This window comes from Thermoleptolyngbya sichuanensis A183, from assembly GCF_013177315.1.
Classification (GTDB): domain Bacteria; phylum Cyanobacteriota; class Cyanobacteriia; order Elainellales; family Elainellaceae; genus Thermoleptolyngbya; species Thermoleptolyngbya sichuanensis.
This window is the reverse complement of record NZ_CP053661.1, coordinates 1571514-1596646: the sequence shown is the minus strand read 5'-3', so window position 1 is coordinate 1596646 and position 25133 is coordinate 1571514. Positions and strand designations below refer to the sequence as shown.

At 54.2% G+C, this 25133-nt stretch carries 20 protein-coding genes and 1 tRNA gene; 16 read left to right on the top strand and 5 right to left on the bottom strand.

The window, feature by feature from the left end; genetic code table 11:
• Window positions 1–126: 126 nt before the first annotated feature.
• Complete coding sequence (locus HPC62_RS06745; protein ID WP_172354318.1) at window positions 127–2535, bottom strand: IMS domain-containing protein; 2409 nt, start codon at window positions 2533–2535, stop codon at window positions 127–129.
• 1060 nt (window positions 2536–3595) lie between these two features.
• A complete protein-coding gene (locus HPC62_RS23885) occupies window positions 3596–3721 on the bottom strand; it encodes a hypothetical protein (RefSeq protein WP_267313432.1) in 126 nt (41 codons plus the stop codon).
• Here HPC62_RS23885 and pdhA point away from each other — a divergent pair.
• Both pdhA and HPC62_RS06735 read left to right on the top strand, forming a co-directional pair.
• The gene (gene pdhA, locus HPC62_RS06740; protein ID WP_172354317.1) at window positions 3720–4748 is read left to right on the top strand and encodes a pyruvate dehydrogenase (acetyl-transferring) E1 component subunit alpha; all 1029 of its coding nucleotides are present in this window, start codon (window positions 3720–3722) and stop codon (window positions 4746–4748) included. The genes HPC62_RS23885 and pdhA overlap by 2 nt on opposite strands.
• Before the next feature lie 14 nt (window positions 4749–4762).
• Window positions 4763–5020, top strand: a complete 258-nt coding sequence (locus HPC62_RS06735) for a chlororespiratory reduction protein 7 (protein WP_172354316.1) — start codon at window positions 4763–4765, stop codon at window positions 5018–5020.
• 107 nt (window positions 5021–5127) lie between these two features.
• On the opposite strand, the gene HPC62_RS06730 is transcribed toward HPC62_RS06735, so the two are convergent.
• Window positions 5128–6480, bottom strand: a complete 1353-nt coding sequence (locus HPC62_RS06730; protein ID WP_172354315.1) for a DUF58 domain-containing protein — start codon at window positions 6478–6480, stop codon at window positions 5128–5130.
• A gap of 125 nt (window positions 6481–6605) precedes the next feature.
• On the opposite strand from HPC62_RS06730, the gene HPC62_RS06725 reads away from it, so the two are divergent.
• The 4 genes from HPC62_RS06725 (at window position 6606) to HPC62_RS06710 (ending at window position 11603) form a co-directional block, all read left to right on the top strand.
• Window positions 6606–6962 carry a hypothetical protein gene (locus HPC62_RS06725; RefSeq protein WP_172354314.1) on the top strand — a complete coding sequence of 119 codons (357 nt, stop codon included), beginning with the start codon at window positions 6606–6608 and terminating at the stop codon, window positions 6960–6962.
• A gap of 512 nt (window positions 6963–7474) precedes the next feature.
• Window positions 7475–9034 carry an Ig-like domain-containing protein gene (locus HPC62_RS06720; protein WP_172354313.1) on the top strand — a complete coding sequence of 520 codons (1560 nt, stop codon included), beginning with the start codon at window positions 7475–7477 and terminating at the stop codon, window positions 9032–9034.
• A 654-nt stretch (window positions 9035–9688) separates the two neighbouring features.
• Complete coding sequence (locus HPC62_RS06715) at window positions 9689–10618, top strand: glycine betaine ABC transporter substrate-binding protein (protein ID WP_172354312.1); 930 nt, start codon at window positions 9689–9691, stop codon at window positions 10616–10618.
• A gap of 10 nt (window positions 10619–10628) precedes the next feature.
• Window positions 10629–11603 carry an ABC transporter ATP-binding protein gene (locus HPC62_RS06710; protein WP_172354311.1) on the top strand — a complete coding sequence of 325 codons (975 nt, stop codon included), beginning with the start codon at window positions 10629–10631 and terminating at the stop codon, window positions 11601–11603.
• Window positions 11604–11681: 78 nt separating this feature from the next.
• On the opposite strand, the gene HPC62_RS06705 is transcribed toward HPC62_RS06710, so the two are convergent.
• Both HPC62_RS06705 and HPC62_RS06700 read right to left on the bottom strand, forming a co-directional pair.
• Window positions 11682–12764, bottom strand: a complete 1083-nt coding sequence (locus HPC62_RS06705) for an aromatic ring-hydroxylating dioxygenase subunit alpha (protein ID WP_225906657.1) — start codon at window positions 12762–12764, stop codon at window positions 11682–11684.
• Complete coding sequence (locus tag HPC62_RS06700; RefSeq protein WP_172354310.1) at window positions 12746–13855, bottom strand: RuBisCO accumulation factor 1; 1110 nt, start codon at window positions 13853–13855, stop codon at window positions 12746–12748. The genes HPC62_RS06705 and HPC62_RS06700 overlap by 19 nt, the downstream gene beginning before the upstream one ends.
• A 129-nt stretch (window positions 13856–13984) precedes the next feature.
• Between HPC62_RS06700 and HPC62_RS06695 the strand changes: the two genes are divergently transcribed.
• The 10 genes from HPC62_RS06695 to HPC62_RS06650 all read left to right on the top strand — a co-directional run bounded on the left by HPC62_RS06695 (window position 13985) and on the right by HPC62_RS06650 (window position 25120).
• Window positions 13985–14057: transfer RNA gene (locus tag HPC62_RS06695), tRNA-Ala, on the top strand.
• A gap of 278 nt (window positions 14058–14335) precedes the next feature.
• Window positions 14336–15298 carry a DUF4007 family protein gene (locus tag HPC62_RS06690; protein ID WP_172354309.1) on the top strand — a complete coding sequence of 321 codons (963 nt, stop codon included), beginning with the start codon at window positions 14336–14338 and terminating at the stop codon, window positions 15296–15298.
• 5 nt (window positions 15299–15303) lie between these two features.
• On the top strand, window positions 15304–18237 hold the full coding sequence (locus HPC62_RS06685) for a hypothetical protein (RefSeq protein WP_216655338.1): 2934 nt from the start codon (window positions 15304–15306) through the stop codon (window positions 18235–18237).
• Window positions 18238–18296: 59 nt separating this feature from the next.
• Window positions 18297–19357 (top strand): ISKra4 family transposase gene (locus tag HPC62_RS06680; protein WP_172353248.1). Its coding sequence is split into 2 segments (ribosomal slippage): window positions 18297–18453 and window positions 18453–19357, totalling 1062 coding nucleotides; the frame shifts between segments, so codons are not numbered across the junction.
• Between the two features lie 16 nt (window positions 19358–19373).
• Window positions 19374–19916, top strand: a complete 543-nt coding sequence (locus tag HPC62_RS06675; protein ID WP_216655337.1) for a hypothetical protein — start codon at window positions 19374–19376, stop codon at window positions 19914–19916.
• Between the two features lie 68 nt (window positions 19917–19984).
• Window positions 19985–20959, top strand: a complete 975-nt coding sequence (locus HPC62_RS06670) for a transposase (protein ID WP_172358810.1) — start codon at window positions 19985–19987, stop codon at window positions 20957–20959.
• Window positions 20960–21095: 136 nt separating this feature from the next.
• Entirely contained in the window at window positions 21096–21902 is an 807-nt protein-coding gene (locus HPC62_RS06665) for a phosphoadenosine phosphosulfate reductase family protein (RefSeq protein ID WP_172354308.1), read from the top strand.
• A 50-nt stretch (window positions 21903–21952) separates the two neighbouring features.
• Window positions 21953–22549 carry a Uma2 family endonuclease gene (locus HPC62_RS06660; RefSeq protein WP_172354307.1) on the top strand — a complete coding sequence of 199 codons (597 nt, stop codon included), beginning with the start codon at window positions 21953–21955 and terminating at the stop codon, window positions 22547–22549.
• 23 nt (window positions 22550–22572) lie between these two features.
• Window positions 22573–23520: a DUF4007 family protein gene (locus HPC62_RS06655; protein ID WP_172354306.1), complete on the top strand. Its 948-nt coding sequence runs from the start codon at window positions 22573–22575 to the stop codon at window positions 23518–23520.
• 286 nt (window positions 23521–23806) lie between these two features.
• Entirely contained in the window at window positions 23807–25120 is a 1314-nt protein-coding gene (locus tag HPC62_RS06650) for an NF041680 family putative transposase (RefSeq protein WP_172353244.1), read from the top strand.
• The last annotated feature ends 13 nt before the right edge of the window (window positions 25121–25133 follow it).

The window sequence follows — 25133 nt, the reverse complement described above, 5'->3', positions numbered from 1 at the left end:
CAAGCCAGTCCGCACTTAATACCCCGGTCATTAGCCAGATTATGGCTTGAGTGCATCTCAATGCCTCACTGAAATGCCTCACTGAAATGCCTCATCGCAAGGCCTCACCGCAATGCCTTGCGAACCCTAATTACTGGCATCTGCCGGATCGATTCTGCCAGAAGTTCCACTCCCCGCAGGAGCGGCATTAGGCGCACCGGGAACCGCGCTGCTTGGTGCAGGCAAGGAGCCTTCGGGGAGCGGGCTAGGGCCAGGGCTTTGGGGCAGCGCAGGGGAGGGCGCAGGCCGCAAGCCTGGAGAAGTCATAGGCAACGCAGCAGGGTTGCTGGCCGGGTCAGAGGGTTCATTGGTGGTCATGCTCTCTAGCGGCCCATCCGGCAAAATTTCATTGCTGCGAATCCGCCACTGTCCTCCTTGGCGAGTCAGGTAATAGCGGACATTTAGCGTATCGCCGTTTTCCACCACCACTGCATCGATCTGGGCTTCGTCGGTGCTGCTAGAAGCGGTCGGGGGCAGCACGTTGACCTGCTGAACCTGGTGGGTATAGGTCAGGGGTTCGCCCGCCAGTCGCGCCGCATCGGAGTTGCTGCGCCACTGCGACAGCATGGGATCTGCCAGGATTTGACCAAGCTGGCTGGTGTCGTAGCTGCTGCCCATTGCGGCAGATTTCGCCCGCAGCCAAGTTTCAACTAGTGTCTTCCCAGACTCAGCCGTGAGGGGGGTGCTGGAGTCAGCAGGGGAGGGCGACGGCTCTGTTTCTTCGGGAATTGGAACGACGGGTTCTGCAAGGCTGATGCTGAGCTGTTCGCCTTCCAGCACCGGGCCGCTGTTGAACGAACGGGCCACCCAGCTAAACAATAGCCACAGGAGTCCCAAGCTGAGCACGCCCAGCGCCAGCAGCAGCATCAGCCGATCCAGCCGCAGCGTAATGCCCCCGCCGCCGGAACTGCTGGGCAGCGAGGTGGTGGTGCGGCGGCTGCTGTCGCTGAAGGAAGTCCGGGGCGATCGCCCGCCGCCGTCCCCCGTGGTCAGCCGTCCCGAAGGAGACATCTGGGACACGCGCTCGGCTGTTGGAACGGCTGAAGTGCCGTTTGTGGCAGTGTAGGCGGCGGCCGCAGGCTCTAGCGTCGCCGTGCCACCCATGCCGAGTCCATTACCTGCCGTGCCGGCCTGGCCATAGCGGCTCTGGGGCGCAGTCGCCCGACGGGCAAAGGGCGTGGTCGTGCTGCCCACTGGAGCCGGAGCCGACTCCCACTGAGCTGTGTCCGGTTCGCTGGGCAGTTCCTCTAGATACGCCTGCACCTGATCGTCGGCAAAATAATCCTTCAGGGATGCCCGCTGCTGGGACAAGTCGCGGAAATGAGGGAACACCTCGTTTTGCAGCCAGCGTTCGCCGTAGAGACACAGCCCCGGCAGCAGGTCGGGTGAGCCTTGGGAATGTTCGCGAATGAAGGTCAGGGAATCATGCTCCTGGCTGCGTTCTAGGGCGCGGGTGGCTTCTTCGGTTTGCCCCAGCAGCAGGGCGCACACTGCCTGCTCTAGATACACATCCTGGCGCGTACCCAGACGCATCAGCATTTGCTTGGCGCGACGAATCAGGGCGGGCTGGCGATAGGCAAAGCCGCGGGCCAGCAGGGCATACACTGCCAGGTAGGTCGCCACAGCCGACGGGCGACGGGCTTCGACCTCAAACAGGGCGTGCTGCTCGGCGGCGGTGAGGTAGCCCCGGAGTTGCTGCATAAACCGCAGAAAATCTTCTACATTTAGCCCAGAGCGGTCGTCGCCGGTGCCGTCGATGCCGCCGCGATCTTGCAGCATGTCGCGCAGCAAGTTCATGCCCTGGCCCCGCTCAATCTCGTGGGCTTCGGGCAGCGCCAGCAGTTCCAGAATGCGGTAGGGGCGTAGCTTGTAGAGGTCGGACTGCATTTCGCCGCGCACTCCGGCAAACATGCCCTCCCGCAACAGCAGTTCTTGTCCTGCTTCTAGAGATTCGGCAGCGCTTTCGTACTGTCCCTGCTGCCACTGTTCGCGGCCCAGTTCTAGGTAGGCGAAGGCAAGTGTCAGCACGACATCTGACCGGGCAATATCGGCCTGGGCGCTGCGGCCCGCGCTGCCGCTGAAGGCGCTATTAGACAGGTAGGGATGCCCCAGCTTCAGCACCAGTTCGTACTCTCCCAACTCCAGCAGGATCAGCAGCGCCCCGACCAACTGGCTGTCGTCGATGTCGATGCTGGGGGCGTAGGGGTCTGCCTCGGTTTCTAGGGCGATCGCCCCCGATTCTGCCCCAGCAAAGCGATCGCTCGTTGGGTCGTAGCTGCTGGCGAGGAAGGTGGCATCGTAGGCGCGGCGCTGCTCCGGGTTCGACAGGGCGGCGTAGGCCTCGTCCAGAAGCTGCTTGCGAGAGGCGATCGCCGCTTCGGAATATTCGCGTCGGGGAAGCTGCTGCGTGCGATCGCGGTGGGCCTGCTGAAGCTGGTCAGCCGTTGCCTGAATAGGTAGCCCCAAAATGCGGTAATAATCAAGCGGAATTCTCACGGCCCACTTCCCCAAAACTCAACGTTATCAAGACATCTTCTAAATCGACCCATGCCAGCAGGCGGCATCACGTAGCCTTGTAAGACCAGCTAGACTAACTTCCAACAGGCTTTAGCACCTACCATATCCAGGCTCCCAAAGCGGCTTCTAAAAGCAGCATCTAAGCTCAGCAAGCTGACCTCAGATGCTATCAAGCAACGATTCACCCAACGATTCACCGACAAATCACCGAACGAATCACCAACAAAGACTCAACCCATGCTCAAGAAAACTCAGTGCGGGTAGAAGCACGTTTCGTAAACCCCTCGAACCCTGCATATTCCAGGCACTACTCCATTGAGCAGAATTGAGCAGACCCGTCAGGCGGACATTTGTTTACAGGCGGATGTTTACAGGCAGACACCTTCACAGGCGGACACCTATTATCAGCATTAACTGCTGGATGAGCAACCTCAACGTGTCCTCCGAACAAAAGTCCTGATTTGAGTTTTGCATTTGAGTTCCATGATGGGCCACGCCAGTCTATGCTACGTCAATCTCTCTTATCCCAGTCATCTTCTTCTCTTAGCAAACTGCGTCAAGTGAGCGACTCCTGAGACAAAATTTACTCATCAGCATACAAAAAACCTAGAAAAATGCCACAGGTTTTTAGCATTGTGCGAGTTTTGTGCAAACTTCTGTACAAACTTCATGGACGGCCAATGCACCCTGATACACCGATGCACCCGGTTCATTTCCAGTCCCTATAGTTTCCAGTCCCTATAGTTTCACGTAAACCCCTGCATTTGTCAGTGAAGGAAAAGGTTAAGGTTCGCGACACTATATTTCGCTGTATCCGAATATTCCGCCGCATCCAGCAACGCGAACCTCCGGCACAAACAAAACCGGCATCCATTTTAGTGTAGGCAACCGAATTCCTGTTACGATTTGTTACTAGGCAAGTCAAGCCATTGGCGGAGATCCAAGCCATTTGGCAAGTTGATGGCCCTTGGGTTTCTGGCGCTGGTTTCTGGCAGCGGCATTTGGCAGTGGCATTTGGCGAATAGGTCGCTCAGGTATTTTAATAGCCATAGCTGCTTTTCCCAGAAGCCCGCTGGCTTGTACGTGCCAGTTTGGGTTTGCCAAGTTTTTCTGTAGGGGCGATCGCCCTCGCCACATCCTTCTCAACCCCATAGGACAGTCTCATGGTTCAGGAACGTGTATTGCCCGCCTTTTCCGCTAGCCCTTCCCAGATCAGCCGGGAAGATGGGCTGGTGGTCTACGAAGACATGGTGCTGGGACGCACCTTTGAAGACAAGTGTGCCGAGATGTATTACCGGGGCAAGATGTTTGGCTTTGTTCACCTCTACAACGGGCAAGAAGCAGTGTCGTCCGGGGTGATCAAGGCTATGCGGAGCGATGACTATGTGTGCAGCACCTACCGCGACCACGTCCATGCGCTTAGTGCAGGCGTGCCCGCCCGCGAGGTGATGGCAGAGCTGTTTGGCAAGGCGACGGGATGCAGCAAGGGGCGCGGCGGCTCGATGCACCTGTTTTCGGCAGAGCATAACCTGCTCGGTGGCTATGCGTTTGTGGCGGAGGGCATTCCTGTGGCGACGGGCGCGGCGTTTCAAACCAAATATCGCCGCGAAGCGCTGGGAGACGAATCCGCAGATCAGGTGACGGCCTGCTTCTTTGGCGACGGCGCAAGCAACAATGGTCAGTTTTTTGAATGCCTGAACATGGCGGCGCTGTGGAAGCTACCAATCCTGTTTGTGGTGGAAAACAACAAGTGGGCGATCGGCATGGCCCACGACCGCGCTACGTCGCAGCCAGAAATTTACAAAAAAGCCAGCGTGTTTGACATGGTGGGCGTAGAAGTGGACGGGATGGACGTGCTGGCGGTGCGAGCCGTGGCCCAAGAAGCCGTGGCCCGGGCCCGCGCAGGCGAAGGCCCCACCCTGATCGAAGCGCTCACCTACCGCTTCCGGGGGCACTCCCTGGCTGACCCTGACGAACTGCGCTCTAAGGCAGAGAAAGAGTTCTGGTTTGCCCGTGACCCGATCAAGCGCCTTGCCGCCCATCTGATCGAGCAAAACCTGGCGACAGATGAAGAACTGAAGGCGATCGACCGCAAGATTCAGGCAACGGTGGAAGACGCAGTGCAGTTTGCGCTGGAAAGCCCTGAGCCAAATCCTGCCGATTTGTATAAGTATGTCTTTGCGGAAGACTAAAACCCATCCCCCTTATGCCCGACCCGATCATGTTTCGTGAGGATGCGTTTGTCGTGCTGGAAACTAACCAGCCAGAACAATTCCTCACTGCCGAGGAACTGTTGCAGAAGCTGGCATCGGTGCTAGAAACTATGCAGGATAGCTTGCCCCGCGAACTGCAAGACATTCCCACGTTGGCAGCGCAAGCGCGTCACTTGCTCGACACCGCCTGCGAACTAGACATCGGGCCGGGGCAGTTCTTGCAATGGTATGCAGTGCGATTGGAGAAGTAACGAGTGAAGTCACTGGAAGCACCGCAGACGCTCGACTAGCAGTCCAAAATCGCAAATCCGAAATTCAGAATCAATACAGTCCCGACTATCAGCCCGACCATACCCGACTATAAAAGATTTCGGGCTTTGAGTTGGAGATAGCGATCAACCAGTTGCGTGCTGATCCGATCAGCAGGTGCGTCTAGGATTAGCACGCCGCGCTGCTTTAGCTTGGCCAGGGCAAGCTGCCGCTGAGCCAAGAGATCGAGGGCAACAGCGCGACTATAGGCCGTCTGCACGTCTTCGGCGGGGTGGTTTGCTCGGTCGTCTACGCGGCGATCGCGCAGGGCCACGCAAAACGGCAGATAACGGGGTGCAAGCTGAGCCATCGCGCCGAAGAGTTCTGCCGAAGCAGTCTGGTCTATGATATCGGTCAGCAGCACCACCAAGGCGCGGCGGGTCTGGCGCTGGGCGACGGTGGTCACGGCGTTGAGATAGTCTGGCTCCTGGAATACAGGCTCGATGGGCGTGAGCTGAGCCAGCAGTTCTGGTAACTGGTGTGCGCCGCGCTCTGGCGGAATCCAGGCGTGCATTTGTTGATCGAAGACCCCAACCCCGACGCGATCGCCCCGATGCAGCCCCGCCAGCGCCAGCGCCAGCGCCGCATTCAGCGCCCAGTCAAACCGCGCCAGCCCCGCCACCTGCGCCGTCATCAATCGCCCCCGATCCAGCAAAATCACCAGGGTTTGCTCCTGCTCTGGCTCCAACACCCGCATCAGCAGATGACTTTTGCGGGCCGTCGCCTTCCAGTCCACAAACCGCAGGTCGTCCCCGGCGCTGTAGTCCCGCAGTTCCGTAAACTCCGTGCCCATGCCCATGCGCCGCGCCCGGCGGATATTGCCGCTGGTTTGCAGCGTCAGCCGCAGCGACAGTTCCCGCAGACCAATCAGGTCGGGATAGACCGCCACGGAAGCCGCCTGGGGAATGCGCCAGTCGTGCCATGCCAGCCCCCAGGGCCCAAGCTGTCGCAGATAGAGATCGCCCCAGGCGTAGACTCCGCGCTGCTTTGGGAAAACAGTGTAGGTGATTTCCCGCGTTTCCTGGGGAGCGATTTCACATTGGATTGCTTCGCGAAACGCCAGGGGTTCTTCCGCTTGCGGCCTGCCAAAGTCGGTCGGGTAGTCGTCTCGCAGTTTGATCAATGCAGGCGCGTTGCCCGCGGTCACGGTCAAATGCACCGGATTTTCGCGCCCAATCGAGAGCTTGTCTAACGGCCGCCGCGCCACGGACACCCGCCGCGATCGCCCCCGTCGGGCATCCACCACGCCCAGCCCCAGCACCACCCCGTCGTAGAGCAGCGTCAGCCCCAGCGCGATCGCCAGCCCAGAGGGACGAGTCTGACCAGACAGCAGGAGGGCGATCGCCAGTCCCGCACCCGTTCCAGCCAGAATCAATTGATACAGTCGCGCCGCAGGAAGCATAAGGGGTTTGAGTTAGGGGGTTGGGATTGTAATTATGACTTACTGAGTGCAAAAGTTTATATTCTGAAGTTCAACAACATTCATATCAGGGAATCTTAAGAGAGCTGTCAATTGCGAGTTTATCCATGTTACGCAATTTTATTGTCTCAGTAGCATTCATCTGCTTGCTGCTTATTATTGGTTCTATAGCTGTACCTGATAAAGCCATAGCCAACTCACAACAGCTTCAAATTGTATCGGCATACTTGCGACAAATTCCTGATGCTTCACCACGAAATGATCATGAGCTGATCATCGCATTCAACAGACCTTTGACTCGCGTAGAACTTAATCCTGCCGGGTTTCTTAGATATCCATACGGTATAAAATATTGGGTTGAGTCTTATACTGGATGGAAACATGAACCTTCAAGTATTGAAGGAATACAAGAGGGACTGGCGAGAGATGACAATCTTTCATATTGGCCTTTCATATTGGCTTGATAGCGAGAACTCATTCTATCCTATAGGTCGCTACAGCTATGACGAGGAAGTTGATAGATCCTTCAGAAAAGGAAACATTAAAAGCTTGCGCGTTGAGTTATACAAACAGGACAGGAAAAATCCTGATTCAGAATATCAACTGATTCAAACATTTGAAGCTAATGCTCTGTGAAAAATGACACTGGACTGCTAGGCGAGGATGAGCTTAACAGAGTCCTTGCGGACAGACATTTCGCAGTCCGAAGTCAAAATCGCCTAAAGTCTTTGTACGGCAGATGCTTTAGATATCTATTCTCCTTTCTAGAAACCAGTGCCGAAATCTGGCAATCTCATAAAGTTAACAAGCGGCTGATGGGAAATAGCGTACAACAAGCCAGGATATGGAGGCGGGGCTTTTTATCCTGCTGCCTTTTGAGGTTCACTCAATTTCGGCAAACCCTGCCTCTAACCCCTAATCCCTAACCCCTCCTTTTGCTAAGGTAGGCAATGTCGTAATTTTCTGCCGGATTGCTATGGTTCGTCGCATTGCCCCCCCTACTGGTTCCTCTGGCTGGCTCCAGCCGCTCGACCGGGTGGCTTGGCTGATGATGGCGGTGCTGCTGGTGCTGACGGGGCTGCTGCTGGCGGGGGGCGACCATGCTTCGCCACGGGTGCGCGATTTTAGCTGGGACGGGCGGCAGGTGGGCGCGGAAGATCGGGCGTTTTTGATGACCTTTAGCCGTCCGATGGATCGCCAGAGCGTGGAGCAAAATCTGCGAATTGAGCCGCCGCTGTCGGGCAAGATCAGTTGGGCGGGGCGGCGCATGGCCTACACGCTCGATACCCCAGCGCCCTACGGAACCGAGTATCAGGTGCGGCTTCAAGGGGCCCGCGATCGCTTCAATCAGTCCACCGATACCAACCTGCTGCAACCCTTTGAAAGCAGCTTCAAAACGCGCGATCGCGCTTTTGTGTATCTGGGTGCGGAGGGCGACGAGGCGGGGCGGCTGGTGCTGCAAAACCTGACCCGCGACGAAAAGACCATTCTCACCCCGGCGGATCTGGGTATTTTCGACTACGAGCCGTATCCAGAGGGCGATCGCATCCTGTTCTCAGCTGTCGATCGCAAACATCGCGCCGACGATATTAGCCCGTTTCTCTACACGGTCACCACGGGGCTGCTGCCGGAAGCACCCGCCCCCACCATTAGCCAAATCAAAGCGGGAGAACGAGTGAGGAGCGATCGCGCCCCCCAGCCCGCGGGCATCGTGCAACTGGTGCTGGGCGACAATGAGTACCAGAATTTGAAATTTGACCTGTCGCCCGACGGGCAGCGCATCGCCGTGCAGCGGGTCAATCGGCAAAATCCGGCCGAGTTTGGGCTGTGGGTGATCGAGCCTGGTGAGCCTGCCAAGCCCGTGCCGACTGAACCGGGCGGGGACTTTGTGATTGCCCCCGACGGCAAAACGCTGGCCATGGCCCAGGGCGAAGGCATGGCAATCCTGTCGCTCACGCCAGAGGAAGATGCAGCCGAAGAGGGCAAGCCGCTGGACTTTTTGCCAAAGTATGGCCTAGCGCTGAGCTTTAGCAAAGATGGCGCGGCGGCGGCGATGGTGCGCTTTAACCGCGACCCGCAGAACCCGACGCGATCGCTCTTTTTGGTCACCAATCAGGGGCAAGAAAAGGAACTGCTGACCACCGACGGCTCTATTTTCACCGCCCAGTTTGATCCTACAAACTCGCTACTCTACTGTCTGGTTTCCACCCGCCTGCCAGGGGATATTTACGTCGAACAGCCCTATCTCGTGGCCGTTAACCTAAAATCTGGGATTCGGACTGACTTGCTCAAGCTGCCCATCCAGCGGGATATCCAAATCGCGCTGGCCCCGGATGGATTGGGGCTGCTGTTTGATCAGGTGGTGTCCGCCTCAGATAACACTGAGGAAGGTATTGCTCAGGGCAGCGACGGACGGGCGATCGCCACCAGCCGCCTCTGGTTCTTGCCCCTACAGCTTGACGACGAGGGCAATCCCCAAAAAGTCGCCCCCCAGCCATTGGCGGTGGCAGGGCTACGACCGCGATGGTTACCGTAGGCTAGCCTGTCGGGAATGGGGTCTGCGAATGGAACCTTCAGGCACGACTCGCTCAACCCAGCGAAGGAGACGTGCTAAAATTTTTGCCCCCTTGGGCTGAGTTTGCCGGGCAAACGCCTGGATTTGGGCTGAATCCTTTATGATGAGTGAAACCTTTAGGACTTACGCAGTTGAACAATTTCTCGTGGACTGCGCCCGCGAGGAATTGTCCAAAATCCAGAGAACTTATCGCAAGTGCATAAGAGCTAATTTATGAAGCAAATCTTAAGAAGCCTGAAACTCTTGGCATGTGTGGCTTTGAGGTCATGTTTGCCCAGGAAAAGCGGTTTCTCGGAAATCCTTGATTAACAAGGCTTTCAGGCTCCTTTACAAATTAGCTCTAAGTCCTGACTTTTTTCGCTGAGCGATTTTTGGCTCAAAATCGGCCTCTAGACTTCCAATCTTTGGAGGTTGAAAGAAGTTGCAAAAAGTTTCAAGAGGTTGCAAGAAGTTGCAAGCTGCTGTTGCAAGTCGCTAGTGCAATCGTCAGAACAGATATAAAAACCGTTATTCAGAACAATTAGGAAGGTTCAGCAGCCTCGATTAAGCGGGCTTTCCGCACCCTGACTCCCACTCTTCTATCGCGCCCAAATCTAGACTATGCAAGGTTTCAATATGCACGTTTCCAAGTCCCTGCGCCGGCTGCTGATTTTGCCCCTAGTGGCGCTGTTTTCCGCCTTTGTCGTGGTGTCCTGCGCGGGCGGCAGTGGCGGCCCCAGCGGCTCCACCTCCGGAGGGACGGTCACGGTCGGCTCCAAGGACTTCACCGAAGCATTTATCATTGGCGAGATGTATGCGCTGGTGCTGGAAAAGGCAGGGTTGACGGTGAACCGCAAGCTGAACCTGGGGGGAACGCCCGTGGCCCAAGCTGCGCTGATGAGTGGCGAAATCGACTTGTACCCCGAATACACGGGCACGGGGCTGCTGACGGTGCTGAAATTGCCTGCCCGGAGCGATCGCCAGGCCGTGTTTGAAGCCGTCTCTAAAGGCTATAAAGAGCAATTTGACCTGGTGTGGCTGGAACCGTCGCCCATGAACAACACCCAGGCGCTAGCCATGACCCGCGCCAAGTCTGAGCAACTGGGCATTAGAACCATTTCTGAGATGGCTGCTAGAGCCAGCGAACTGACGATTATCGGCCCGCCAGAGTTTGAGCAGCGTGAAGACGGTCTCCCCGGCATCAAAAAAGCCTACGGCGACTTCCAGCTAAAAGGCTACAAAGCCGTTGATCCGGGTCTGCGCTACAAAGGGCTGGTGGATGGCGAAGCCGATGTGGCTGTTGCCTTTGGCACCGATGGCGAAATCGCGGCGTTTGACTTGGTGCTGCTGGAAGATGACAAAAATCTCTTCCCGCCCTATCAGGTTGCGCCCGTGGTTCGGCAAAAGGCGCTGGATGCCAATCCCCAAATTGCGGATGCGCTGAATGCCCTTGCGCCCAAGCTTACCGACGATGTGATGCAAACCCTCAACTTTGAAGTCAGCGGCAACCAGAAGGAACCCGCCGACGTGGCCCGCGAGTTTCTGACCAGCGAAGGGCTGATTTAGGGGCTACTCCATGAGCGCTATCCGATTTGACAATGTGCTGCTCCGCTTTCCGAGCATGGCGCGGGCGGCGGTGGATCACGTCAGTTGCGAGGTGGAGTCCGGCAATCTGGTCGTCATCTTGGGGCCGAGCGGCTGCGGCAAGACGACCCTGCTGAAGATGGTGAATCGGTTGTATGAGCCGACAGCAGGCACCATTTATCTGGGCGACACGGACATTCGCCAACTGCCGAAAACCCGGCTGCGCCAGCAGATTGGCTATGTGATTCAGCAGTCGGGGCTGTTTCCCCACATGACCGTAGCGCAGAACATTGCTGTTGTGCCCAGGCTGCTGGGCTGGGCCAATCCCCGCATTCAGGCGCGGATCGACGAACTGCTGGATCTGGTGGCGCTGCCGCCAGGGGAATATCGCGATCGCTATCCTGCCCAACTCTCCGGCGGACAGCAGCAGCGGGTGGGGCTGGCGCGGGCGCTGGCGGGCGACCCGCAGGTGATGCTGATGGACGAACCCTTTGGGGCGATCGACGCGATTACCCGCGCTACGCTGCAAGACGAAATTTTGCGGCTGCAACGGCAGTTGAAAAAGACGATTCTGTTTGTCTCACACGATGTTGAAGAGGCGCTGCGGCTGGGCGATCGCATTTTGATCATGAAAGCCGGCCAGATCGTGCAATACGACACGCCGTTCAATATTCTGACCAAGCCCACGAACGAGTTTGTGCATGACCTGGTGGGCGCAGACGACATGGTGCGCCAGCTCAGCCTGCTGCGCGTGTCCACCGCCATGACTCGCTTGCCCGACGGCTACGCCCTCAATGGACACAATGGACACCCCACTATCGCCCGCGAAGACAGCCTGCGCGATGCCCTGTCGCTGATTCTTCGCACAGGCGCACCCAAGCTCACGGTTTTAGAAGACGGTTCCCCCGTGGGCACGCTGACGCTAGAGCATATTCGCGACTCTGCTAGCGTGGGCGCGAGGGGCTAGAGGCGTATCGGAAGCGCGACGGCTTGTGTAAATCGTTGATCTTCCGCTGACCCATTTTCCGCGCTAACCCATTTTCCGCTAAGCCATTACGCCGTACTGCACCCCCAACTGCCGGAGCCACTTGCGATAGGCCAGCGACGTGCGATCGCCCGGCAGGTGAAACTCGACCGCAGGATTCAGCGGCAGTTGCGGCGGGTTGTGGGATTCCAGATTGTCTAAGTCTTGCTGCACGATGCGATCCTGAAAGGCAATCAGTTCTGCATCGGGAATCTCCTGCCCAAAGTTCAGCGCCATTGCCATCCAGCCGACGCACTCCGTCTCGCTGACAGGCGTGACGTGATACAGCAGCGCCAAGTTTGCGCCACTGGGATTGGGCTTGCGGAGGTGCGCCGTGAGCGGACGCTCCACGCGGTAATCGTAGACCACCTCGCTGCCGCTGCCTGTGCCATAGGGGTCGGGCTGCCAAATTCGCAGGTTGCGAGCCTCGATACCAGTGGGCGTAACCTGTACCTCATAGTCGGCGATTTCGGGGCGCTGGGGAGAACCCAGGATGTCGGCGTGTAGAATCGGCAGGTGGGTCACGTCCAAAAAGTTCTCGATTGCCCGCGGCCCGCTGGTGTGGATCGTGTAGGGCCCGGCGATCAGCCCGCGATAACCCGGTTCGTGCCATTCGGGAAAGTCCACTATTTCCTGCCCCGGAACACCCAGGCAGACATAGACTAGCCCGTAGCGCTCCTGCACTGCGTAGGTTTCGGCGTGGGACTGGGGCGGCGGCGTATAGCCGGGGTGCGCCGGAACCAACACGCAGCGCCCAGTGGGGTCAAATGCCAGCCCATGATAGGGACACACAAGGCGATCGCCCGCCACCCGCCCTTTTGACAACTGCACGCTGCGATGGGGACAGCGATCGCGCCACGCCTGCACCGCCCCATCTGCACTGCGCCAGAGGACGATGCCCGTATCGAGCAAGCGCGATCGCCCCACTGCGCCAATGGGCACATCCACCGACCGAGCCACCACATACCAGTCGTTCCAAATCACCGGGTCAATCGCCGCCGCAGTTGCCTTCAGTGGATTGGCAGCCGGATTGGCCGGGCGATCGCCAGACTCTTCAAGACCGCCCTCCACGCCCAGATCGAACCCTATTCTTCCAGTTGCCACAGCTCTTTATTAAAGTCTTCGTCCAGCACGCGCTTCGGCCGCATGATCAGCACCACTCGCCCCAGGATTGGCTTGGCAGGCGGCACGTCAAACCACTGAATATCCAAATGTCCTTCTTGGTCTACCACAAAGTAGCTGAACTCGTCCCACTGGCGCTGCGCCCGGTCAAGAATCACTAACACCGGCTCCGACGGGCCCTCCGGCACATTGGGCAACTGGTCGCTGTCGGTGATCAGCGCTACGGGGTCTTCGGCCGCCAAAATCACCTGCCAGCCGGGAACTGGAACCCACGCCCCTATGCCCGAAAATTTGACAATGCCAAAGGGTTCCTCCTCTTGCAGAATCGGCACCGCCTGGAGGTGGGCGCGAGACAGCGGCAGCCGACCCGCCACCGGAATCACCCTCGGCACCTCCGACTCCGTTTCCAGCCGATAAAACGGCAGCCGGGGAGCCTGCTGTACACGAGCCACGCCAAAATCCGTCAGCAAATGCTCGAGCTGCTGGCGGGCACTGTCGCTGCTGGCGAATTTCAACCCCTGGGCAATCAGGCGCGATCGCGCTTGCAGATCCGCCTGCTGCCGCGCCAGGTTCCAGCAAAAATAGGCCACCGCGTCGCCTGGTGCCTGGGGAAACTTCTCTGGCGGGGCCGCCAGCCGCGAATACTCCTTCACCGCCCGCACTAGATCCCGTGCCCCTTCCGAGTCCACGCCTTTTTGGACTACCAGTTCTGCAACCGCCGCGCGATCGCCCTGGCTCAGCACCCGAAACTCGTACAGCGTATCGCTACCCGTCCGCTCAAAACGGGCCCGCACCGCGTCCGACACGCCCACCTTCAGCATCGACAAATACACCTGCGCCGCTACTACAATCTGGTTTTGCTGCACAGGCTCAAACCCCGTTGCCTCAAAAATTTGCTGCGGCGAATACCCTGCTTTTTGCAACTGCAAGCAGGCTTTGCCCCAGTCCATCCAGGTGCCCTGCTTGCGCCGCAGCAACAGGATCAGCGCTTCTATGTCTGGCTCGGCGGGGGCGCGGTCGGGAGCGGGCGACGCTGGAGACGTTTCGGAAGGTTCGGGTGGCAGGTTAATCATAGAGTGTGAGGTTCTGTGCCGAAGGGCGAGCAACAAGGCTATTCCCCATTAAACGCCAAATCTCTTACTTGAAATCCAAAGATTAGTTGACGAAGTTACTGTTCGTCAGGCATTATAGGAAACGCACAAGGGGCTATAGCGCAGTTGGTAGCGCATCTCAATGGCATTGAGAGGGTCAGCGGTTCGAATCCGCTTAGCTCCATTCTTAAGTTCCGTTTGATTTTTCATAGCTCTGTTTCTCTGTTGCTGATTATGCCTGCGCCTAGGCTGCGGAAGTGCTAGCATCAGCCTATTTTCCAGACTCACTGCGAGCCTAAGGGCATCTCGAACTACCTTTCTGCGAATTATTGCTAGAGTTAGCCGTGCTGTATCAAATTTAAGATCAAGCTATTTTTAGCAAGCAACCCTATTTTTCGAGGTGCCCCCAAGCATCAGTGTTAGACAAACGTAGGCAAGTGGGAATGGGCGCTGCGTGAAATTATGGCAACAGAGTCTGTCAGTTCTACTACAGTCAACCAGGGACTAGCGGGCCGTGATGTTTCAAGGCCATGTATCTTTGCTCGTCATGAAACGTTTCACCCTCGCTTTGGTTGGTTGAAGAAGGGTTTTGATCGTGCCTCTATCGATTCAGAAATTTTCTTAAGGGAGGATGCCCCTGTTCGACTCGGCGTGGGAAAGAACATGGTGCGATCGATTCGGTACTGGTGTTCTGCCTTTAAGCTGCTGAAGGATGACCAGCCGACAGAATTTGGTCAGCAACTTTTGGGGCAGGACGGTTGGGACTCTTATTTGGAAGATCCGGCCTCCCTTTGGCTGTTGCATTGGAAATTGCTAGAAGCGCCTAACTTGGCAACTGCCTGGGATGTTGCCTTCAACGATTTTCGCCTGGTCGAGTTTACGGCTGAAGATTTGTTTTACCAGCTTTGTGAATACCGCGATCGGGTTGCGCCTCGTATTTCTGATTCTTCACTCAAAAAAGACGTGAGTTGCATTTTGCGGATGTATGTCGTGCAACCCAGTAAAAAAGCGAAGGTTAGCGAAGACTCTCTGGATTGTCCATTTACGGAACTGGGGTTAATTTACACCGCAGGGGATTCTCGACACTATCGGTTCCGCGTTGGGCAGAAGCCAAGCTTGCCCCCCGAAATTGTGGTCTACGCTTGCTTAGAGCACCACGCTCGAACGGGTAGCCCCGCCAAAACGATTCCAATTGCCAATTTGCTCTACGACCTTGGCAGTCCAGGGCTTGTTTTTAAGCTGACCGAGAGTGCGATCTGCGACGCGATCGAAGTTGTCGCCCGACGGTGGAATCAAATTCGCCTCTCGGATGCCGCCGGAAAGCTGCAATTTTCCTTTGAAGGGGAGCCACTTAAGCTGGCAGCGGCTATCTTAGACGGCTACTATCGGTTCTTCTGTGGAGACGCTCCGCGAACGGGAAGGTGAGCAAAATGACCAATCAGGTTCTATCAACCTATTTTGAGCTACACCGCCGCTACTACCGATCCGTCAATTTAGAGAGAGACTTAGATAAGCCTGATGCGGTTCAGGGCTATGTTCCGACGGAGCGATCGGCGATCGCGTTGCGACGGATTTTATCTGCCATTGGCGATCCGGCTGCTCACCGCGCCTGGACATTAACAGGAGTCTATGGAACAGGAAAGTCGGCATTTGCTCACTATCTGGCGGCTTTATGTGCGCCTGGAGGTAGTCGCGTTGCTGAGGCAGCTAGGGCGATCGCCGAATCCGTTTTTCCGGCTGACAGTCCTGAAATGGCTGTCATCACAAATGTTCCTCAGCCTGGATTATTCAGGGCTGTGGCAACGGCTCAACGAGAACCCCTAAGCTGGACGATCGTCCGTGCCTTATCGCGCGGGTTTGAGCTTTTTTGGAAAAAGAAGCGAAAGCCAGATTTTTGGATGGATCTCAATGAGTGGCGCTTTCAGGCGGAGGCGGGCAACTGCCAAGTGACTGACCAACAAGTGCTGAAATTGCTCCGAACGATCGCCCAGACGGCTGAAACCGATGTGCTGCTGATTATTGATGAGTTGGGCAAGAATCTGGAGTATGCGGCGCATCATCAGGGGATTCAAGATCTTTACCTGCTGCAACAGATTGCTGAACTAGAACTTCAGGGAGACTATCAGGTTCACCTGTTGGGGATTCTCCACCAGTCGTTTGCAGGCTATGGCGATCGCCTCTCCACAGCAGAACAAAGTGAATGGGTAAAGATTCACGGAAGATTCACCGACATCGTTCTCACTGAATCACCCAGCCAGATGACCCGCTTAATCGGGCAAGCTATTCGTTGCTCTGACCCAATCCGACCCAGGGTTTACAGCCAAGCTGAAAGCTGGTTTGATGCGTTGAAAGAGCTACTCTCGGAATACGAGATTTCAGCGAAGGTGCTAGCAGATGCTTACCCCCTGCACCCCCTGACGGCTCTGGTGCTGCCAATGCTCTGTGTGCGTTACGCCCAGAACGATCGCTCTCTATTTACCTTTCTCACGAGCGACGAGCCTTACGCTTTCAGTCAGTTTCTTAAAACTGCCACCCTTGAAGGAGATCAAATTCCTACCTTAAAGCTGCACCAGCTTTATGACTACTTTGTAGAGACCGTCGCCGGGCTGGCATCACGGCTTAATTTACAACGTTGGGTTGAAGTACAAGGGTTGATTCAGGATGCCAAAGACCAGAATCAGGATGTTCTTAAGGTACTGAAAACCATTGGAGTCCTCAATCTGGTCACCTCAACCGGAAGGTTTCGTGCAACGCCTGAATTAGTCGTGCTGGCATTGTGCGACTCTCCCACGGATGCGAAGGGACGTAAGCATTGGCAAAAGACGATCCAGCAACTCAAAGACAAAAGATTAATCACCCACCGCAGTCGAACTCAAGATGAATTGCGGATTTGGCAAGGCTCAGATTTTGACGTTGAAGCGGCAATTCAAACGCAAATCGCGCAAGCCTATCATCCCCTAGCCGATTTGTTGACTACAACCTATCCCTTAAAACCGCTGGTCGCTCAACGCCATTACACCACAACGGGCAACCTCCGCTATTTTGAGCAACGGTACATTGATAGCCGGGTTAATCTACAGACTTTGACGTGTACGACAACAGGGAGTGACGGCTTAATTGCTTACTGGTTAGATCCAGACCCTCTGAAAACCGTTCCACCCTTTACCGCAGATGGCAAGCCTTTAATTGTGATTACAGTTGCCAATCTTGACCTACTGCAAATGCGTAGTGAAGATTTTTTGGCACTGAAAAAGATCTGGAAAGATGCCCCTGAGTTGCAAACGGATGGCGTGGCAAAGCGAGAGGTGAGACAACGCCTTGTGGAAGCAGAGCAACTCCTAAATGAAACCGTTGCTCTAGCGTTCAACTGGTCAGCCCAAAAGAATACTTGCTGGATCGATGGGCGACTTGCTGCCATTGAGTCTGACCGGGGTTTTCAAGCTGCGCTTTCAGACTTGTGCGATCGCGCTTACAACAAAGGCCCAGTGCTGGACAATGAACTGATCAATCGCCGCGAATTGACCTCCCAAGGGGCAAAAGCACGACGTGAACTGATTGAGGCAATGCTGGAACGTTCTAGCCAAGAACGACTAGGGTTAGAAGGTTATGGGCCTGAAGTCGCTATATATGGTTCGGTGCTAGAGGCGACAGGGATTCACCGCCAGGAACAGGGAGTGTGGGGTTTCTATCCGCCTAACCCCGCATCAGGTGTGGCAACGACCTGGCGGGCGATCGCCCAGTTTTGTCTAGAGGCAAAGGAGCGATCGCGCAGCTTGGATCAGATTTACGCCGACCTGCAAGCACCCCCCTACGGAGTTAAGCCAGGAGTAGTTCCCGTCCTGATAGCTGCTTTTCTGCTGGCTCATGTTGACGATGTCGGAATCTACAAGGACGGCACCTACATTCCTGTTTTGGGAGCAGAGCATTTTGAGTTGTTGGTGAAATCGCCCTCGCGCTTTTCGGTGAAGCACTTTGAGATGACTGGACTGCGATCGCAAGTCTTCAAGGAACTGGAAACCGTTCTGAAATCTCCAAATGCCAAAACTCCTGATGGAGTGCGTAATGCATCATTGCTAGCAGTTGCTAAGCCCTTGTTTGGATTTGTCCGTCAACTGCCGGAATTCACGCGATCGACAAAGCGGCTGAGTGCAGAAGCACGAAACGTTTTACAGGCATTACAGACGGCTCAGGAACCTGATGCTTTACTGTTTGTCTCTTTACCAGAAGCTTGTGGGTTCAAGCCAATGACAACGGGTAGTGAGGAAAATGAACAGGAAGCAAAAGCATTTCAAAAGAAACTGGTGCAATGCATCCATGAGATTCAGAGGGTGCATCCCAGTTATGCAATGAGTAGAAGTGCTTAGTGCAGATTAAGGGCAGACGCCGTAGGCTCAGAGCAGTTGCTCTAAGGATAGTTGAAGCGATGGATGCCACCAAGGAAGCCCAAATCAAAGCCCATGCACTGGCGTTAGCGGAGTTGCTTTACGACGAGACAGACCCTGAACAAGTCAAAACATTGGCCGGGATCGAAGTCGCCGTTCGTGACCACCTACTGGAGTATGTGGGGCCTGAGATCGGAAATTTTTTATCTGCACAAGCAGCGGCACAAGCTCTGGGCGAAAGCGGCACATCCAGAGTATCGTCGGACGCTTAAGTCTGAGTCAGCGCCAGAGCCAGCGGCTTAAGGTCAAGGCCCGCACCCAGTGGAGTCCTCAGGTTGAGACGTGCTGCTTGCTGCTGAGTGCCAACGAAGCCTATGCGCGAGCTGCCGACGATATCGCTGTGCTCACCGGGGTGTGCGTGTCAGGGAGTACCCAGCAACGGCTGGTGCATCGTCAAGACCTAGAGCCACCAGCGGTGGACAGCGGGGTTAAGGAAATGAGCTTAGACGGGGGCAAAGTCCGTCTGCGGACTCCTCAGGGGCAGCCCTGCCAGTGGCGCGATTACAAGGGGGTAAACCTGCATCAGTGCAGCATTAGCGCCTTCTACAAAGACAACGACAGCTTGGTCAACTGGCTCAACCAGCAGCCCTTAGCGCATCCCCTCGTTTGTCTTGGGGATGGTCACGACGGCATCTGGAACCTGTTTTCACAGATCGGGCATCGCAGCGAGCGCCTTGAGATCTTGGACTGGTACCACCTGATGGAGAATTTGGGTAACGTGGGTGGGTCTCAACAGCGTCTTGATGCCGTCGAAGCCTGCTTGTGGCAAGGGGATGTGGATGGGGCGGTTAGGCTATTCGACGACTGGTCCCATGAGCGGGTAGACCAGTTTATCGGCTATCTGGCTAAGCATCGGCTCCGTATCGTTAACTACAGCTACTACCAAGCTGAGGGGATTTCAATTGGCTCGGGTGCCGTGGAGTCGACTATCAAGCAAATTGGTAGGCGGGTGAAAATTTCAGGCGCTCAGTGGAAGGAAGACAACGTTCCACAAGTCCTTCGCCATCGCTGCGCTTATCTCAATGGTCAATTCTCATCCTGAGTCTTGTAAGACTGGGATGCACCCGATTCAGACCGCTTACGACAATTTGCTGACTGACTGCCAAAAGCACCTTTATGAAGCATTTGGGGTTCGCAGCAAGGAAGCCAACTTAAGGGAGGATTTGCGAGTTCGTGCCAGCTACTTGATAGGGCAGTGCATCGATCCAGTACTGCGGCATTTTGTCGCTAAAGCTGTGGAAGAGGATTCGTCTGACAGAGATTGGCTAGAGGCACTCGTTAGAATTGTGGCGGACAAGCATCCAAAGGGTTGGATTGACGAGGACTTCAGTCGATATGAAATTGCTTTGAGTGATTTGGTTCGTCGGTTCGAGAATCTAGAAGCCCTTCGGACTGAAGTCAGGCGGCAAGGTAAAGGATTTGATGCTCTGCGAATTACGGTGACTGGGCCAAATGGTCAGGAAGTTCATGAAGTTGTTTGGATCGATGAAGAATATGAAGCGTTATTCGATCGCCTCACTGAAGAGGTGTTGAATACGCCAGCATTGAAAGACAATCCCCGGCTTCAGAAGGGCCTTTTAGCCAGAAGTGTTGAAAGATAGCTCAACATACAAAAAATAGGGGCAGAATATTGTATTCTAGCCCCCAGCAAACAAAAACAATGTTTAAGATGCTAGTGTCATTTCCTGCGCTTGTCAAACCGATACTCAAGCAGTTGTGCCCACATAACTATCCTGTTTTGAACTCTCGCTTATTCTTTGAAATCTGGTTGACCTTCGTTTTAGACCAGGGTTTAACGAGCATGAGAAGCCTGTTTTATCGTCTCAACAAAGCAGGAATCAAGGTTGATATTTCCACCTTTTCTAAAGCCTGCAAGACTCGACAGGATGAACACTTTTGTCGCATCTACGCTGAGCTCATAAGACAGCTAAAACAAAAAAATCCAGCGACAGCACAGATGCTGTTTTCCATTGATTCAACGGTCATCACATTGACAAGCAAGTTGTTCTGGATGCAAGGCTATCATCAAGTCAAATTGCTTAATGGAGTCAACTTAACGCAAGGTAATCCCAGTGAATGCCTGATTCATTTTGGTCAAGGACATGACGCAAAATTTGCTGACAGAGTGACAGGAATGATTCCTGAAGATGCCATCGGCGTCATGGATAGAGGCTTTGCCAGTTGGGATTTCCTTGACCAATTAAGCCAGGATCAGACTCGCTTTGTTGTCCGCCTTAAGAACACGATGAAGACCGAGTTTGAGCATGAGCGATATCGAGTGGTTTGGTTTTGTGACTTAGAGAGCCAAACGGAGTTTCGGCTGGCGACCAATGTAGAACTGATGACGAATGAAGAGATTAGTGAAGTCTATCGCCATCGGTGGCAGATAGAAGTGCTGTGGAAGTTTCTAAAGATGCACTTGAAGCTAGATAAACTAATCTCTAAGAGTGTCAATGGAGTCACCATTCAAATCTACATGGTGTTGATTGCCTATCTGATTCTGCAATTGATAGAAATTCCAGAGTTTTATGGTCATCAATTACTAGATAAGTTGCGCTATTTGCAACTTGAATTGAGTCGTCGTTGTTCGATTGTCCATTGGAGCTACGATCTGCTGCCAGAGACACTCGTAGGAGCTTCGTAGGGTTGAATGTAAAGTTTTATGTCTCAATTCAACACTTCTGCCTTTTAGCAAAGCTCAATGAAAAACTCTTGAGTCGCAAGGATGTTAATTCTCAAGGTGAATTTGGAAAACCTAAACGGAAGCGGGATCAGCCAGCATGAGTAAGAAGAAGGTTCGGCACATAGTAGGTCTCTCTGGTGGCAAGGATAGTACAGCCCTTGCTATCTTTATGCGTCGAGAATATCCTGACTTGGAAATCGAGTACTTCTTCTGTGATACCCATAAGGAATTGAAGGAAACTTACGAGTATCTAGGGCGAATTGAAGATTGGCTTGGGATTAAGATTAACTACCTCGAAGCAGAACGAGGCTTCGACCACTGGCTGGATGTATACGGTGGAGTATTACCGTCTCCCAAAATGCGATGGTGTACCAGGCAGATGAAAATCATTCCCCTGGAAAAGTGGGTAGGTGACGATGAAGTGATTACCTATATTGGTATTCGTGCCGATGAAAATCGAGATGGCTACATCTCGACCAAGCCCAACATCACACCTAAATTTCCTTTCAAAGAACACGGACTTGTTAAAGCTGACATTATCCGCTTACTTGAAGAAAGCGGAATTGGAATGCCTGACTATTACCGCTGGCGATCGCGATCGGGCTGTTACTTTTGTTTCTTCCAGCGCAAATATGAGTGGGTGATGTTAGCACAAGAGCATCCTGACCTCTTCCAAAAGGCGGTCGAATACGAGCAAAATCATCGAGACGGCAGAACTTACACCTGGACACAGGGCGAAACCCTGCTAGAACTATTAGCGCGAAAAGACCAGGTTATCGCTGACCATCACAAGGCAATGGCACGGGAAGCCCAGAAAAAGCCCGATCGCCCCTTGGTGGAAGCATTAGAAGCCGTTCTGGGCGAAGAAGACGAAACCTTACCCTGTCTCGCCTGTCATTTGTAAGCCGAACTCAAGGCATTTTGCACAGTCCTGGATGCCATCAAGGAGACTCAATGATAGTAGCCGCCACAAAACCCCTTCAAACGCCTCAACCCGTGCGGTTTACAGTGCAAGACTATCACCGTTTAGTAGAACTTGGCCTTTTGGGTGAGGATGACCACATCGAACTCATTCGGGGGGAGTTAATTCAAATGGCAGCACGAGGTACTGCCCACGAAACCTGTATCACTCGCTTACTCAGAGTCTTACCTGAGTTAGTGGGCGATCGCGCCACTCTCCGCTGCCAGTCTCCTATTACTTTATCCTTTGATGGGGAACCAGAACCCGATTTTTCGATTGTGCAAAACCGAGAGGATGACTATGAATCAGCCCATCCCACACCTGCGGAAACGCTCTTGGTTATGGAAGTAGCAGATTCGTCGCTGGAGTACGATCGCACAGTGAAGTTGTCTTTGTATGCAGAAGCCGGAATTCGAGACTACTGGTTGTTTAATGTGGTCGATCGCTACCTGGAAGCCTATAGCCAACCTGCTGAAGTGGCTCCTGGTCAGTTTGGGTATCTACATCGACAGATCGTCACAGCACAAGCTGCGATCGCCCTTCCCCCCTTTCCTGAGCAGGTCTTATCCCTGGATTGTATTTTTCCTTAGTCACTTCTGGTTTTTCACGCCCTATGCCTGGTTTACCCACCTCCTTACTGATTAAAGCTGACCTCCGAGTGCTGCTGGCTCAGAGTCTCCAGCCCAATGCCCCAACGGGTTCTTTGTCGGCTCAGGCGCGGCAGAGGGCAAAACAATGGGCGATCGCGGCAAATTTGCTAGACGATCGGGGTTTGACACCCGAAGGAAATCTGGTAGCGACCAAAGATCCTTACCTGGAAGCAACGGTGACAGATTGGTTGATTCATTTTTACTTAAGTTTGAATGATCGCAGTTTATGGCACTATTTCATGTGTGAGTTTTTACCAAACCATTCATCCTTCACTCAAGAGGAGTTAGTCAATAGCTGTATTGAAACTTTTCCAATTGAATCGCCAGAGACGTTAAAAAAGAGCATTCGATTAATCCTGAGGACCTATACAGAATCAGAAGCGATCGCGAAAATTGGGTTTCTGAGACAAGACAAAAAGATATATTCGATCAGTAGTCCAGATCTATCAAATCCTTATACGACTGGATATCTTTTTGCAAAGCTTTGGGAATATAACTACAACATTCGAGCATCTGTTCTAGTGAATGAGATTCTTGACACAGATATGGGTTTAGTTAGTGTTTTGGGAATTAATAAAGCACAGTTGAGACAGCAATTAGACATTCTGGAAAAACATGAAATTATCGAGCAGCGATCGGCAAAGCCACATCTTGCAGGAACAAAACCGCAAACAAAAGATGATGACGAATTTCCCTATCAAGTTCATCGTTGTTGGGATACGGCAATAGAGTTATTGAAGAAAGCATACGAAAATGATATGGCAACTCCAAATAGACCCTTAATTCAATCATTAGGAGAAATCCTTGATGATGACGATAACATTCCTGACTTCTCACAATTTTTAGAATGGGCTTCGAGATTAATAGCCCTGGATGGCGGATCAAACACGATTGTCAAATTAGTGTCGTGAATGTGCTGCCGTAAAAGGCGCAAGTAATTTTCTGCATCGCTTCGACGACGAAACCGATTAATTACGGTACGTTGCATATTGGGCAGCAGACGAACCACCGCCCAGACATGAAGCGGACTAGTATCCATAATATTCCTCAAAATCAACGCAAAGTTTAGCGAGACACTAGCTAAAGTGCCTCCCGAAGTCGTTTAATCTTTAGTTTGGACTAATGGTGAAGAGGAAGGCAGTCAATGAGAAGCACCGACTGCCGTAAGGTCAATGAAGTACAACCAACATTGACCCCATGATTTTCAACGAACTTCAGCAATTTCGCCAAACGTTGTATGCCAGCTTGGGAAACGCCAGAGATGCCCTGTTTGATCTGATGGATGCCGTGTTAGTGAGTGCGTGCATCGTGTCGTTTGTGAGGCTATCGCAGAGTCCTGTCTTTCGTCGCCAGTGGTCGAGCACCTATGAAGCGTTGCGCGATAGCCGCCTACCCCGATCAAAGGTGCTGAAGCTGTTGGTGCAGCAGATACCGACTCAGCAGCAACCGTTGTTGGCAGGTGATGCGAGTCGGTGGAACCGTCCTGCTGCCAGGCGTTTGAAAGACCGCACCTTATCAGGCAGAACAGGACATGCCCCGATAGCCGGACAAAACTACAGTACCTTAGCCTGGATTGCTGAAGACAGGGGCAGTTGGGCATTACCATTGCGGCATGAGCGCATCACCAGCTTTGAAACACCCGCCAGTAAAGCGGCATTCCAACTCAAACAAGTGACTCGGCAGTTAGCGGTGCGTCCGTTGGCGATCTACGACCGAGGGTACGGCAATGCCAGTTTTGTCAACCAAACGGCAGGGATTGAGGCAGACTTGCTGCTGCGGGTTACATCCAATCGATGTGTCTATGGCGCGCCCCCAGCGTATCGAGGGCGAGGCGCACCTGCCAAGCATGGACATAAGATGAAACTCAATGACCCTGACACTTGGAGTGTCCCGGTCGAAACCGTTGAAGTCGATGATCCCAACTGGGGACGAGTGCGGGTCAGTCGTTGGAGTGCATACCATTTCCGCAAATCCCCCAAACGGGCAATGGAAGTGTTGCGCGTGGAGGTGCTGGAGACACAGAGCAGCACGCGACGCTTGGCTCCTTTGTGGTTAGTTTGGCTGGGTGAGCAGATGCCTCCGTTAGAAACCCTGTGGTTGCACTACCTCCGTCGCTTTGCCATTGAACACTGGTATCGCTTTGCCAAGCAGAGGCTATATTGGACACATCCCCAGTTCAGTTCTGTATCGGCAACCGAACAGTGGAGCAGCCTGATGCCGTTGCTCAGTTGGCAGTTGTGGTTAGCGCGAAAGGACTGTACTGACCACCCCTTGCCCTGGCAGGCACCGCAAGAAACGTTGACTCCGGGTCGGGTCGCACAAGCGTTTGCAGGCATTTTGGCAGCGATTGGCACCCCTGCTCCTGCGCCTAAACCTCGTGGTAAATCGCCAGGACGAGGCAAGGGGCACAAGCCAACTCCTCGTCCCTGCTATCCGATGGTCAAAAAACGAGCCTCGAAACGCAAGACATCCGAACAATCCCTGAACAGTCCGGTTGCAACAGCAGCTTAACTGCGAGCAGGAT